At 66.9% G+C, this 14,242-nt stretch carries 7 protein-coding genes; 2 read left to right on the top strand and 5 right to left on the bottom strand.

Features of this window, described 5'->3' with window-relative positions:
• Positions 1–200 precede the first annotated feature (200 nt).
• Both ACF0H8_RS06950 and ACF0H8_RS06945 read right to left on the bottom strand, forming a co-directional pair.
• Positions 201–1,607, bottom strand: coding sequence for an IS1380 family transposase (locus tag ACF0H8_RS06950; RefSeq protein WP_395288229.1), 1,407 nt, complete (start codon positions 1,605–1,607; stop codon positions 201–203).
• A gap of 145 nt (positions 1,608–1,752) precedes the next feature.
• Positions 1,753–3,672, bottom strand: a complete 1,920-nt coding sequence (locus ACF0H8_RS06945) for a DUF262 domain-containing protein (protein ID WP_395288228.1) — start codon at positions 3,670–3,672, stop codon at positions 1,753–1,755.
• A gap of 273 nt (positions 3,673–3,945) precedes the next feature.
• Between ACF0H8_RS06945 and ACF0H8_RS06940 the strand changes: the two genes are divergently transcribed.
• Both ACF0H8_RS06940 and ACF0H8_RS06935 read left to right on the top strand, forming a co-directional pair.
• Positions 3,946–7,239 carry a helicase-related protein gene (locus ACF0H8_RS06940; protein ID WP_395288227.1) on the top strand — a complete coding sequence of 1,098 codons (3,294 nt, stop codon included), beginning with the start codon at positions 3,946–3,948 and terminating at the stop codon, positions 7,237–7,239.
• Positions 7,236–10,025, top strand: a complete 2,790-nt coding sequence (locus ACF0H8_RS06935; RefSeq protein WP_395288226.1) for a class I SAM-dependent DNA methyltransferase — start codon at positions 7,236–7,238, stop codon at positions 10,023–10,025. The genes ACF0H8_RS06940 and ACF0H8_RS06935 overlap by 4 nt, the downstream gene beginning before the upstream one ends.
• Positions 10,026–10,294: 269 nt before the next feature.
• On the opposite strand, the gene ACF0H8_RS06930 is transcribed toward ACF0H8_RS06935, so the two are convergent.
• From ACF0H8_RS06930 to ACF0H8_RS06920, 3 genes are all read right to left on the bottom strand, one after another.
• Positions 10,295–11,677, bottom strand: a complete 1,383-nt coding sequence (locus ACF0H8_RS06930) for an IS1380 family transposase (protein WP_395288225.1) — start codon at positions 11,675–11,677, stop codon at positions 10,295–10,297.
• Positions 11,678–11,942: 265 nt separating this feature from the next.
• A complete protein-coding gene (locus ACF0H8_RS06925; RefSeq protein WP_395288224.1) occupies positions 11,943–12,995 on the bottom strand; it encodes a hypothetical protein in 1,053 nt (350 codons plus the stop codon).
• Between the two features lie 127 nt (positions 12,996–13,122).
• Positions 13,123–14,020 (bottom strand): IS5 family transposase gene (locus tag ACF0H8_RS06920; protein ID WP_395290831.1). Its coding sequence is split into 2 segments (ribosomal slippage): positions 13,123–13,683 and positions 13,685–14,020, totalling 897 coding nucleotides; the frame shifts between segments, so codons are not numbered across the junction.
• Positions 14,021–14,242 lie beyond the last annotated feature (222 nt).

The following is a 14,242-nucleotide window of genomic DNA, read 5'->3' as shown; positions in this document are numbered from 1 at the left end:
ACCGGGCCGGATTACGGCGCGCCGCCACGTCCCAAGCATGCCGGTCGCGCCCCGGCCGGCTAAGCCTCGATCCACCGACGGAGCGGGTGGGGTGGCCTGATTTCGGCCGACGTGGTCGTTGCGGCGCGAGGGCGTGAGCAAGCCGCCGGTCTTCCCGGCTCTTCCACTGGGGTTCCTTCTCGTGCCGGCGGGACGGACGGTCAGGTGGTCCCGGTGGCTGCTCGAGCGAAGAGCGCGTCGTAAAGGGCTGACCACGCGGTCTGCCAGGGCCAGGCGGTGGGCAGGTGAAGGTGCAGGCGCCTGGCGGAGGTCGCGATCCGTGCCGGGACGGCGATGAGCTTGCGCCGGATGGTCGCGGTCGTCGCCCGGGCCAGGGTCGGTGCCTTCGTCAGGGTGGCGGCGGCGCGGGTGAGGTTGAAGGCCATGACGGCACAGACCAGCCAGGCGGCGTTGGCGGTGAACACCCCGGAGGGCAGGTGGGCCAGGGCGGAGGCCTTGAGGTCGGCGTGGACGTTCTCGATGATCGCGTGCCGGCGGTGGGTCTGGTCCGCGGCGACCGTGTCGACCTCGGCGGGATCGGTGGTGGTGAAGAAGGCGTGGAAGCGCCAGGTCTCGAACAACGTCTCCTGGCCCTGGCCCTTCTTGGGGTTCAGGTCCGGGATGCGACGGACCACGAGGCGCCCGGGGATCTGCTCGGCCTTCTTCTTCGAGGTAAACGCCGTGAACGGGATCTCGGCGACCTCGGCCCGGGAGATCCACGCCCCGGTGGTCTCGTCGTAGACCGCGTCGGTGTACTTGATCGTCTCCCACGCGTCGGCGTCGATGGTGGCGATGGCGCGCCGAACGGCCGGGTCCATCCGCACGGTGATCGACACGTCCGCGCCGGCGTTCAAGGCGGCGCTGACCAGGGCGTGGGAGTAGAACGCCGAGTCCGCCCGCACCAGCACCTCTCGGCCGGCCAGGTGGGTGCGGCGCACCAGCGCGAGGGCGTCGGTGGCCAGGCGGGCGGCCCCGCGTGGGGAGCCGGCGCTGCCCTTGCGCAGCCGCTGGGCGGCGATGACCGGCGCGACGGTGTCGGTGGAGACCGTGGCGAGCAGGGCGTTCAGGCCGCGGACCCCCGAATACCCGAACGCGGCGCCCTGCTTGGCATATCCGTGGACCTCGATGATGGTGTCGTCGATGTCGACCATCACCGTCCCGGTGTCCTGCGCGACGCCGATCAGCCCGCTCTCGCCGGCGAGGTTTAGCAGGAACCGCGAGGCGACGGCGTCGACCTGACGCACGTGCCCAAAGGTGAACGCGCGCAGGAACGAGCCCAGCGTCGAGGGGGCGTAGGCGCCGGCGAAGACCTTGCCCATCCCGCCGTGGCGCAACAGGGCCATGTCGTCGATGCTGTCCGCCCCGGCGGCCATGCCCGCCACCAGGGAGGCGATCTTCAGCCCCGCGTTCGCGCCCTTGTCCGTCGGCACGCTCAGGTGCTCATCACCCAGCTCGCGCAGCCGAGCCCGCCGGGCCAGGCCCATCACCGGAACCAAGCCCGCCGACGACACGAGGTTCGGCTCGTCGAAGACCGCGGAGACAACGGGACGGGTATGAGAGAGTTGCATCTACGAGATGCCCTTCTTTGACTGGCGATACGTGCCCTAGACAAGTCGTATCTTCCCCGGTCAGAAGGGCATTCTCGCTTTCCCGCGCCTAGCTACGGCAGCCGGCCCATCGGTGGATCGAGGCTAAGTGATCGGACGGCGGTGACTACCCCTGCTTCCACATGTCGAGCGCGGCGCCCGCGCTGGCAGATACAGGAGCAGCGTGGGCGATGGGTAGGGGCCGCGTCCACACCGCGCATGCCGCGCGAGCAAGGCGTTCCGATCTCCGGTCGATGGCGGCCTCGTCCCAGGTGGTGAGGCCAACGATCTCCCTGGAGAGCTCGAGCTTGGAGTGCTTGTCCAGAGCGGGCGCCTTGACGCTCCACTCCCGGTTGCTCAGTGACGGGTTCAGTTTGCCGGTGATCAGCGTGAGGTTCCCGATGCGGTTGATGTGCCGTTCGCGGTCCTGCTCTGCGGCGAGTCTTGCTGCGGGGTCGTCTGCGGTAACGGGCCAGTGTTTCTCCCACTGGCGCGGCATCACGTGCTCGATGGTGAGGGAGTCGTAGTCGAAAGACGCCTGCTCGCTCTTGACGGCTTGCTCCTGCAGGTGGGCGTCGATCGGGCCGAGGAGCATGCGTATGCGTTCCTGACTGATCCGGCCGTAGAAGGACCGTGCCAGGAACTCGTCGGTGATTTCTTCATCGGTGGGCCACTCCAGTCCGTGAGGGGCGGCGAGGAGAGCGTCGGTGATGACAGCGTCGATCCGTTGCCCGGCTGGTGCCGCCTTGGCCTTCTGGAGTATGTCGAGGAAGGCTCGGCCGTAGCCGCGGGTTTGCGCGGAGATCATCATCCTGCGGACGACGAAGGAGTCGATGGCCTGCACCGCCCGCAGGTGCTCAGCCGGGGTGAGGCGCTGAGCCGAGAGTGTCCGGAGCCATGCCAGCAGCGGCACGGCGGTGGTGACGCCAAGGCGTTCCATGCGCCGGTAGACGCCCGCGATCTCCTTCGGGACGCCGTCAGGGCGCTCGTAGATGTGTCGGTACTCCTGTGCGAGGCCGGCGATGTCGCGCAAGAGATCGGGGAGGTTGGCCGTTGAGTTGCTGAGGTATGTGCGCGCTTCGCCGTAGAGGCGGCCGAGATTGACCTCTTCAGCGGTCTGGATGGTGAGCCAGGTGGCGAGGAGTTGGTCCCGGCGTCCGCGGGCGGCGTGGCCGCGACCGATGGTGCCGGACCACCACTTGGCATCAAACGGGCTCCAGTACTTGTCGTAGAGGGCATCCACCTGCTCCTCGGGCAGGGTGGCCCGCATGAAAAGCAGGTTCTTGACGAGGTCCGCCGCCGACAAGGGTGTCTGTCGGCCGTTGAGGACTTCGAAGATGAGTTGCGGGTCGTCCCCTGGCTCAAGGTCCACGACGACGAGCTTGATCTTGTGACTCAGGGCATCGACCAGGACGCTGAGGAACGACTCCGGCGACTCGACGTTCTCGACAGCGGCCTCGATCCTGTCTGCGAAGTACTGCCGCGCCTCGTTATAGCGGTGAGCCGTGTCCGGTCGCTCGTCGTCCATGACCGCGACCCAGGCGTCCCGATCACGGCGCCTCGGCCAGAGCTTGAACACCTCCTCTGCGTCGACCACATCATCTGCTCGAATCAGAATCAATTTGCGGATCTGCCGCGCACGGTCCTTCAAGCCATGGCTCGTCAGCACATCGAGCAGCGCCCGAAGCAGGAGGTAGATCGTGGTGAGCCGTTGCTGGCCATCGATAACGGAGCAGGTGGCGACGTGCGCGCCGCGTGGCGGCAATGCTTCGAAAACCACTGCGCCGAGGAAGTGCGGCCCGACTTCCTTCTCAGCCAGGGCGAGGTCCTGCCCGTTGAACTCAGCGGTCTTCCGGGCGCCCAGCAATCTGTCAGTGACGTCGATAACGTCATCCATCAGCAGCTGCCACTGGCCCTCTTCGGTCCATTCGTAGTCCCGTTGATATGTCGGGATGAGGTGCCTACGCTCCCGGGAGAGCAACGCACCGAGTTCCTCCGCCGCGGCGTACACCGGCGCCTCCTGTCCTTCGGTCAGCCGTTCAGTCATCTGCGTCTCTATCAGTTGGTGTCCGCAATTACCACCAGTGGCGGACCGGACACGCCGAAACGGTGTGGCCATCGAGGCAACGGGATTTCGCGGGTGAGTCCCGAGCCAGGGGAAAGCGACGCCGAGCGGGAGGCTCCGTCTACCTCCCCTCCGGCCGTATCAGCCAGAGGCTTGGTTCACCCCTATCCCCGACCGAAACTATCTGGGTCCGTACGGATGTACGGATAGCATGAGTCGGAGGGGATCGGCGGGAAGAAGAAGGTGAGGTTCCCGGTGACACGCATCTTGGACAACATCGAGCGCAGCCCCGGGAACGATGAGCGCAAGCTCGGCGCCCACCTCCGAACGACGCTCACCCAGTTCGATCGCATGGACGTCGCTGTCGGCTACTTCAACCTGCGCGGCTGGAACGTCTTCGACGAGCTCGTCCGCGCCAAGGCCCTCAGCAACGGGCAGCCCGTCGCGCGGATCCTCATCGGCATGGTCACCGGCGGCCCCCAGCAGGAGACCCTCGCCAGCCTCCAGGCCGCTGTCGACGCCACTGAGCAGATGGAGGCCGACCGCACCGCCTCTACCGAGCGCAAGAGCCACCTCCTCGAGCAGGTCCGCACCCAGCTCATGCGTGGCCTTCCTACCTCGGTGGACCGCAAGACGCTCCAGTCGCTCCGCGACCTGCTCGACGAGGGAAAGATCCAGATCAAGGTGTTCACCCGCCGGCCGCTGCACGGCAAGACGTACGTCTTCTACCGCGAGGATCAAAACCTGCCGATCATCGGGTTCGTCGGCTCTTCTAATCTCACCGGGCCGGGCCTGTACTCCAACTTCGAACTCAACGTCGATGTCGTCGACAACGTCGCAGCCGCCGACCTGGCCCAATGGTTCGAAGAGCGGTGGAACGACCGGTTCAGCCGAGAGGTCACCAAGGAGATCCTCGACCTGCTCGACGAGTCCTGGGCCACCCCAGTCGTGCGCCGGCCCTACGAGGTATTCCTCAAGGTCTGCTACGACCTCTCTCGCGACGTGCGCGAGGGCTTGGCGGAGTATTCGATCCCGCCCGAGATCGCCCAGTTGCTCCTGCCGTACCAGACCACCGCAGTGCGGACCCTTGCGCGGCGGATCATGACAAAGGGCGGGTCGATGCTCGGTGACGTCGTGGGTCTCGGCAAAACGCTGACCGCGATCGCCGTCGCCCTGATGCTGCGGGACGAGCACGGCTACATGCCGCTCGTCGTGTGCCCGAAAAACCTTGCGGAGATGTGGGAGGACCACCTCGAGGCCTACGAACTACACGGCCGGGTCGTCCCGTACTCAATGGTCCACTCGGTGCTGCCCGAGCTGCGCCGCTATCCCTTCGTCATCGTCGATGAGTCCCACACGCTGCGGAACAACGAGCGCCGAGACTACGTCGCCATCTGGGAGTACATCCGCCGCAACGAGTCCAAGGTGCTCGAGTTGACAGCCACCCCGTACAACATCCAGTTCAGCGACGTGGCCAACCAGCTCGGTCTGTGGATCGACGACGATGACGACCTGGGCATCTCCCCGACGAACGCCCTTGTCGCCGACCCGAAGCTGATCGACAAGGTTGACGGGAAGATCACCACCCTGGCCGCATTCCGCAAGTCCGAGGACCCGGACGACTGGAAGCGGTTGATGAGCGAGAACCTGGTGCGGCGCACCCGGTCCTTCATCCGCGCCAACTTCACCGAGAAGGACGCGGAGGGGCGCGAGTACCTTCAGTTTGCCAATGGGGACCGCTTCACCTTCCCCACCCGGGTCGCGACCCCGATCAGCCACTCCTTCGGTGACAACGACCCGGCCCGGATCATGGCCTCCGACGACACGCTGTACACGATCGACGGCCTGCTCCTGCCCCGCTACGACCTGGCAAAGTACGTCAACAAGGCCGCGGTGCTCGACGAGGAGGAGAGGGCCTGGGTCGAGGACCTCACCCGCGGGCGTGGGCAGGTCGCCGGCTTCGTGAAGACGACCTTCTACAAGCGTCTTTCCTCCGGCGGGTACGCGTTCGCCCTGTCCCTGCGCCGGCATATTGCCCGCAACGAGCTGTTCGTCTACGCCATCGACAACGACCTGCCGGTGCCCACTGGCACCATTATGGACCTCAACCTCGCCACCGACGAGGACGAGTCCGCTGGCAGCGACCTCGACACGGCCGAGCGGATCGGCGATGACCCGGGCCGCCGGTACCAGGCGCTCGAGGCGGCCAATCCCTCCGGCGTCACCTGGGTCCGTCCGGACCTGTTCACCCTGGCCCTGCGCCGCGACCTCGACGCCGATACCACCGCCCTGCGCGACCTGCTCGACTCCTTCGGCGACTGGGACCCGGCGCGCGACTCCAAGCTCGCCGCCCTCCTCGATCTCGTGGAGACCCAACACCCCGACGAGAAGGTGCTGATCTTCACCGAGTACAAGGACACCGCCGTCTACGTAGCTGCCGAGCTCCGCAGGGCCGGCGTCGACGCGGTCGGCGTGGTCACCGGCCAGTCCGAGGACCCCACCCGGATCGCCCATCGCTTCTCGCCGCAGTCGAACACCCTCGTCGGCAAGGCCGCACCCGTCGCAGCCGAGGATGAGCTGCGCATCCTCGTCGCCACCGACGTCCTCTCCGAGGGCCAAAACCTCCAGGACGCCCACATCATCGTCAACTACGACCTGCCCTGGGCCATCATCCGGCTCATCCAACGCGCCGGCCGTGTCGACCGCATCGGCCAGAAGTCCGACACCGTGCGCATCTACTCCTTCTTCCACGAGTCGGTCGAAAACGTCATCTCGCTGCGCTCACGGATCGCCCGGCGCCTGTCCGCCAATGCCGAAGCGTTTGGATCCGATGAGCAGTTCTTCGGCACCGACGGCGAGGTCAAAATCATCAACGACCTCTACACCGGCACCCTGGAGGACACGGAAGCCAGCGACGACGTCGACGCCTCGTCCCTGGCGTACGAATACTGGCGCAACGCCCAGGAAGCCGCCCCTGAGCTGACCAATAGGGTCGCCAACCTGCCGGACCTAATCGACGCCACCCGCGCCAAGCGGATCACCGAACGCCACGAAGGCGTCGCGTGCTTCGTGCGCACCCAGGCCGGCGTCGACGGGTTCGGGTTCGCGCCACCCGGCGGAGAGCCGCGCCTCCTGACCGGCCACGAGGCCCTCAAGGTCTTCGAAGCCACCCCGGAGGAGCCCGGCCTAAACCTGCGCGAGGACCACGAGGACCTCGTCACCTCCCTCGTGCGCGGCCCCCTCTCGACCCCGCAGAACATGGCCGGCCGCCTGCGCGGCGTGCGCCGGTCCGTTTGGAGCCGGCTTGGGGAGACCCTCGCCTACGCGCCCCACAGCCCCGAAACGCAGGCCGCCCTCGAAGCCCTCTACCAGCACCCCCTTGCCGGGGAGGCGGAGCGGCGCCTGCGCCGGGCCATCCGCGGCGGCGTGGACGACGAGGGGCTCGCAGCACGTATCACCGCCCTGCACCGGGACGGCCAGCTCGTCATCGAATCAGCTTCCGGATCCGACCCGATCCGCATCGTCTCTAGCATGGGAATCCGCGCATGACTGCCACCGCCGCCGTACTGGCCAGCACCCGCCTCCTGCCTCTGGTAGACCGGGCCGACTTCCGCACCCTCTTCGTCGAGGAGCTCGGCTGGGACAACCCCGACCAGCCGCCCCGCACCATTACTGTTGAGGGCGCCGACTACACGTTGCGGCAGGTCGCCGGCTACAAGGGCATGCGGATCTGGCACTGCCCCCAACTGCCGGGGCGCCGCACACAGCGGGCCATCGACCAAGCCGTCGCCAAGGACAATCTCGAACGCCTGGTCATCTTTACCGGCGACATCCAGCAGGAGTGGCGGTGGCCCCGCCGCGCCCAGACCGGCGGCGTCAACGCCAAGCTGCTCGTCCACCAGCACATCGTTGGTGAGGACGACAAGCACCTGGTCGACCAGCTCACCGCAATCGCCATCGACTTCGACGATGACCCGAGCCTGGTCGAAGTGCTCGCCAAGATGCGGTCCGCATTCGACATTGAGGCCGAAGCCGCGTCGGTCGCCGCCGCACGACTAATGAACCGGCTCTACACCGACCTCGAGAAGTCGAAGGTCAACGGGCACGACGCCACCCTGCTGCTGGCCCGGCTGCTGTTCCTGCTTTTCGGGGACGACTCCGGGATGTGGCGGACCAACATGTTCCGCGACTACTTGGTCAACCACACCAGCGAAGCGACTCTCCAGCGAGACCTAACCGACCTGTTTAACGTGCTCAACACCGCCGAACGGGACCGAACTTTGCCGGAGGGCAGCCCGTTCGCGGAGTTCCGGTACGTCAACGGTGGGCTGTACCGCGACGAGCTCGTTCTGCCACCGCTCAAGGAGGATTTCCGCGACGGGCTTCTCGCCGCCTGCGACTTCGACTGGTCCCTGATCTCTCCGGCGATCTTCGGGTCCATGTTCCAGGTCGTGAAGGACAAGGAGGCCCGCCGCGAGGGCGGCGAGCACTACACAACCGAGGAGAACATCCTCAAGACCATCAACCCACTCTTCCTCGACGAGCTTCACGACCGGCTCGAGCAGGCGTGGGACGACAAGCGCCAACTCACCCGACTGCACAACGACCTCGGCCGGCTCCAGATCATGGACCCAGCCTGTGGTTGCGGCAACTTCCTGATCGTCTCTTACCGGGAGCTACGCGCCCTGGAGTTAGAAATCCTCAAGCGCCGCCGGGACCTCGACGAGGCTGACGGCAAGACATCGGGACAGCAGCGGTATCTAGGTCAGATGACTCTGGACGTCTCCGGCGACATCAAAGTCACCCTGGACCACTTCTACGGCCTCGAGATCGAGGAGTGGCCTGCCAGGATTGCCGAGACTGCCATGCTCCTGGTCGACCACCTCGCGAACCAAGCCATGGAGGAAGAGTTTGGGATAGCTCCAGACCGCCTCCCGATCAAAGTCGCGCCCAGAATCGTGCACGACAACGCCCTGCGGCGGGATTGGAAGCACGTCGTCCCTCCGAGTCCCGATGTCGTCATCGTCGGCAACCCCCCGTTCCTCGGGCCGCACAGCCGGTCGGCCGAACAACTCGAGGAGCTGCAGGACGTGTGGGGCCGCTCTGATCTCGGCCGCCTAGATTACGTCACCGGATGGCACGCAAAGGCGTTGGACTACTTCCGTAACGTCGAGGGCCGATGGGCGTTCGTCACCACGAACTCGATCGTTCAGGGCGACCAGGTGCCGCGTCTCTTTGGTGCCATCTTCAACGCCGGATGGCGCATCAAGTTCGCTCACCGCACGTTCGCCTGGACCTCCGAGGCGACCGGGGAGGCAGCCGTCCACTGCGTCATCATCGGCTATACCCGCGGCAAGGTGGCGCCACGCCTATTCGAGTACCCCAACATCAAGGGGCCCGCCCACGAGGTGCCGGCCAAGAACGTGAACGCCTACCTCGTCGACGGCCCTGATGTGCTTGTGGAGAAGCGGAGCGACCCTCTCGCGCCCGATCTTGCTCCCGTTGCGCTCGGGTCGATGCCCAAGGACGGCGGCAACCTGGTCGTCGAGGCGGAAGACTACGACCGGGTCATGGCAGACCCGATCGCAGCGAAGTACGTGCACCCTTACCGAGGGACCACCGAACTCCTGAAGGGGGTCGATCGGTGGTGCCTTTGGCTCGACGGCGTAGACGAGGCCGAGATCGCCAGCAGTCCGGTCCTGAGAGAACGCGTCGCTGCGGTTAGAGCGTTCCGCCTCGCGAGCCGCGCACCTTCCACCCGCAAGTTCGCAAGGATCTCCCACCTATTTACCCAGCGCGCCAAGCGGGACCGCCGGTACCTGTGCGTGCCACGTGTCATCAGCGAGAACCGCCCATTTTTCACGGCCGACTGGTTGCCGCCAGAGGTCATCACCAGCGACTCTGCCTTCACCGTCGACGACCCGGACGCCTTCCAGTTTTCCGTGATCTCATCGTCAATGTTTCTAACTTGGCAGAAGACAGTCGGTGGACGGTTGAAGTCTGATCTACGGTTCGGCAGCACCATGGTGTGGAACACGTTGCCCCTGCCGTTGCTCGGAGCCGGTGTCCGCGAGGAGATCATCGCGGCTGGTCAGGGTGTGCTTGATGCCCGAGCTCTGCACCCGGAGCGGTCTCTCGTCGACCACTACCGCCCGTCGGGGATGGCCGAAGAGCTAGTGAACGCGCACGCTGTGCTCGATGACGTTGTCGATCGCGCGTTCGGTGCAACGAAGAAGGAGATGAGTGAACGGGAGCGCCAAGCCGTGCTGTTCGTTCGGTATCAGAAGATGACGGCTAACCTACTATCAGCGAAGCGCCGCCAGCATCGGCGTTGAGGCTGGTCCAACTTCCCATGAGTTCGCCTCCTCATGGCCCGCCCCTTTTGTGTTCGTCTAGGGGTCCGGGGCGTCACCAAGGTCCGTATCGCGAGTTCAAGAAGGGCCTCTAGCCTCGGTGTTTCATGCAGCCGGCGGGCGTGGTCCGGTGTGCCGGGTTTGACCGGTTCTGGCCTCGTGGTGGAGGCCGTGGCATTGGAAGGGCCCGGCTGTCGCGCCGGGTGGGCGGGGTTCCGAGGTCCTTTAGGTCGGAGGGGCAGGGTCGGCGGTCAGCCGAAGGCGGTGCGTATCCGGCTCCAGCCGGTGGCGATCGCGGTGGCCCAGCGCCAGGTGGCGTCGATGCGCAGCCGTGTCTGCCGGGCGGCTTTGGTGATGCGGGCGGCGACGTGCAGGACGCGGTAGCGGAAGGCGGCGATCTCGCACCTGGCCAGCGCGGGGTCGCCTGGGAAGGCGATGAGCTTGGTCCAGGCGATCAGGTCGGTGGCCATCAGGACGACCTCGAGCCAGGCGTTGTTCTCGTTCCAGGCCCGGCACGGCAGGTTCCGGAGCCCGGTGGCCTTGGCCTGGCGGATGCGGTCCTCGACGCGGGCGTGCTGACGGTGCCGTAGTTCGAGGCCGGCGATCTGCCCGGGGACGACGCCGGGTGGGGTGTCGGTGAGGAACGCGGTGATCCGCATGCCGTCGACGTCGGTGAAGGTCAGCTGCGCCCCGGGATGGGGCCGTTCCTTGCGCAGGATCAACCGGGAGCCCTCGGGCCAGGCCGTCAGGTCGACGGTGTCGGTGACTTCGGCGACCCAGGCGCCCTCGCGCAGCCCGTCGGTCTCGATGGCCCGGTGCCAGCACCGCTCGGGGATGGCGTCGACGATGTCCTTGATCCGGAAGTCCACGGGGAACCCGAAGGAGAACCCCACCCCCTTCTCGCGGCACGCGGCGGCGAACGTGTGGGTGGCGCCGGCGGAGTCCGACCGGGCCAGCACCCGCGGACCGTCCGCCTCGCCGGGGCGGGGCCGGGCATGCTCGGGCAGCGCGGCCAGCGCCATCTGGAGCACGGCGACGTGGTCGGCGGCAGTGTTCGACCCGGCGTTGCCCTTGCGCAGCAGCCCAGCGAGTGCCTCCCCGCCAGCGATCTCCGGGCGGTCGAGGAAGGCCAGCAGCGGGTGGAATCCGAAGGTGCGCTTCCAGGTCGCGGCGGCGTTCTCCTTCTCCGAGTGCGCGATGGTGATCGTGGCGTCGAAGTCGATCCGCAACTCCTCGGAAAGGTCCGGGCCCGCCCCGGCGGCCCACGCCCGCTCCCGGGCCGCCGCCCGGGCCGCGCGCACCGCGGGCAGGTGGTCGGCGTCGACCCGGTCCAACACCCGCCACACCGTCGGCATCGAGGCCACCGGCCCGAAGACGTCCTGCCGGTCCCCGAGGACGGCGATCCCGCTGATCGCGTCCGCGCCGTCGGCGACCGCGACCGCCAGATCGGTCAGCACCCGCCCCGGCGCGTGCATCGGCACCCCCCGGTAGGTGTCCAGCAGCGCGCCGTCCACCGCCTGGACCAGGCCGGTGTACCCGGCCAGCTCCCGCAGCATCCCCACCCCGGCGTGGGACACGACGCCCTCGCCGTCCGCGCTGACCTTCAACCGTCGCAGCGACCCGTTACGCTTCACCCGGAAAGTGCCTCTCTGGAGCGACTACCTGGACTCTCGACAAGCCCAAGTTTTCCGCACCAGACGGGCACTTTCCGCTATCCCGGCACCGTGTCATCAGCGACCGGCGTGAAAGGCCGAGGCTAGTAGGAGCAACTTCCTCACGCCCGTCCGGCCCATCGGTGGATCGAGGCTAAGAGGCCGACAGAGACGCAGAAGCGGGCTGACGGCGCCCGAGTCCGCGCGCGCCTTGCCGTTCCGGCGCTGGAACAGCCACTGACCCAACTTAGTCCTGACCTGGGTCCCGGAGCTGTTTCAGCAACTCGTCGGTAACTCGTTCGACCTCCTCCAGTGCTTCGCGGACGAGCCTCACCGTCTCGGCGTCAGCATCCGGTGCGTCAATCACTTCGCGCAAGGTCCCGATCAAGTCGGCCCCGGTTTCAGTGAAGCTCGTGGAGGCGCGATCGAGCTCGCGGTGTTGCCTCGCTTCCTCGACCCACGCGTCGAGGAGCGCCTTTAGCCCCTTCTCCCCCTTCGAACAGTGGTGCTCTTCCTGCTCCAGCCGCTCGCGAAGCTTCTCATCGGTCACGTGCCGAAGCGCTTCGGCATAAGCGCGGTCGAGGCAGCGAGCTACCGGCTCGGTACCAGCGATCACCTTCCCGAGTTGCGTCGCGACGAGTGGGAGAACAAGAGACTCGGGGACGACGTCGCCGGGTGCTGGCTCGACGACGCCTCGCACCGCCGAGTGAAGTTCGCCCGCGGCGGTCAGCAGTTCCGGGCCGAGCTGGTCATCAAGGTAGGCACTCAACTCTTGGACGACGCTCCAGAGGTCGTCGGCGCGGTCCTGAAGATGTCCGAGGGTGGCCACGTCATCGGCATGATGGCGCACGTTGTCAGGCGGGTTTCCCTCGCCCCACTCCGCGAGAGCCTGGGTGACCAGTGCCGTGCTGACAACCTCCGCACACTCCTTTACGGCACGCTCGCGTACAACTGTCCATGGGAGGCAGTACACCTGCGACAACAGGACCGGGGCTGAGGCTGTGACAACGTCAAAGCCACCGGCGGCGACGTTCGCCAGACGCCGCATCGATCGATCGATGAGATCGAAAGCGACCCACTGCGTTCGTCGGCGCCACTCTCTGCGCTGCCACAACTCCAGCAGACCGCCTCCAAGCGCCAACGTCGCGAACGCTGCAGCTGCTGCGCGGAGCCCGTCTCGCGCCGTCTCGTGCAACGCAGTGTCGCCCTGCACGAGCGCGCTCAGGAGAGTGAGCACTACCCAACCAACGACGCCCGCAACGGCCAACCGCCAGGGACGCCGCGGGGTCGACAGCGACATGGTCGTACTCTGGCGAAGTTCTAGATCGACGGCTAGACCCCCGCGATGGGGTCTCATTGGTCCGTCAGGCGTCGCGCAACCGGTCGAACACTGGCCCCCGGCTTCTCGACCGCCTCATCGGTCGCAGCTAGGGCGTGTCTCTTAATGCCTTGAGCCAGATGGTGATCGCTCGCAGGACGACGCCGCCGCGGTAGGTCAGCGCGAGCTTGTCGTAGCGGGTGGCCAGGGCGCGCCACTGCTTGAAGACGTTGAAGGAGCGTTCGACGACGTTGCGCCGCTTGTAGGCCTCTTCGTCGTAGGTGACGGGCCGGCCGCCCTTGGACCCGCGTCGCTTGCGGTTGGCGATCTGGTCGGAGCGTTCGGGGATGACGGCCTGGATGCCGCGCCGGCGCAGCAGCGCCCGGTTCGCCCGGGAGGAGTAGGCCTTGTCGGCCAGGGCCCGCACCGGCGTGGTCCGGGCCCGCCCAGGACCCAGCCGGGGCACTCTCACAGAGTTCATGAGGTGCTCGAACATTGGCGAGTCCCCGCCCTGCCCGGGTCCGAGCACCATCACCAGCGGGCGCATGTTGCCGTCGCAGACGTGGTGGATCTTCGTGCTCAGTCCGCCGCGGGAGCGGCCGATGGCGTGATCAGGCGGCTCCTCGCCGGGTTTCATGTAATTCGACAGCTCCCCCTGTGTCCCTCGGGAGGTTCGTGGCGTGCTGGTGGGCACGGTTGATCGTGGAGTCCACCGACACCTCCCAGTTGACCAGTCCGGCCGCATCCGCCTGCGCGAGCAGGGCGGTGAGGATCTTGTCCCAGGTCCCGTCGCCGCTGAAGCGGCGGTGCCGCTTCCACACCGTCTGCCACGGGCCGAAGCACTCGGGCAGGTCCCGCCAAGCGATCCCGGTGCGGTAGCGGTAGACGATGCCCTCCACCACCGCGCGGTGGTCCCGGAACCGCCGTCCCCGACGGCCCTCCGAGGACGGCATCAACGGCTCGATCAACTCCCACTGGGCATCCGTCAGCACGGCATAACGTGACACCACCGCAGCGTTTCAGTCCACCGGCCCCACTATTGGGAGACACGCCCTAGCACGGCCGCGCGGTGCTGCACGGCGAGGAACCGGTCCACGGCGACCATGTCCGCGTCGGTGATGCCCTTCAACAGGGCTTTTTGTGCCAGGACCTCGTGGGACGGTGCTCGCCTGCACGCCCCCAAGAATCGGGGCCCGCCAAACTCTTGCTTTTCGGTGCTCGCCGCGGCA

It is taken from the genome of Georgenia sp. AZ-5 (assembly GCF_043952095.1).
Classification (GTDB): domain Bacteria; phylum Actinomycetota; class Actinomycetes; order Actinomycetales; family Actinomycetaceae; genus Georgenia.
Note: the sequence above shows the minus strand (reverse complement) of the source record. Positions and strands in the feature narration are given on the sequence as shown.

What these genes read in the sequence shown, in the direction of transcription:
- ACF0H8_RS06950 (WP_395288229.1), bottom strand. Translation starts at nt 1,607, where the DNA reads ATGCAACTCTCTCATACCCGTCCCGTTGTCTCCGCGGTCTTCGACGAG.
- ACF0H8_RS06945 (WP_395288228.1), bottom strand. Translation starts at nt 3,672, where the DNA reads ATGACTGAACGGCTGACCGAAGGACAGGAGGCGCCGGTGTACGCCGCG.
- ACF0H8_RS06925 (WP_395288224.1), bottom strand. Translation starts at nt 12,995, where the DNA reads ATGTCGCTGTCGACCCCGCGGCGTCCCTGGCGGTTGGCCGTTGCGGGC.
- ACF0H8_RS06935 (WP_395288226.1), top strand. Translation starts at nt 7,236, where the DNA reads ATGACTGCCACCGCCGCCGTACTGGCCAGCACCCGCCTCCTGCCTCTG.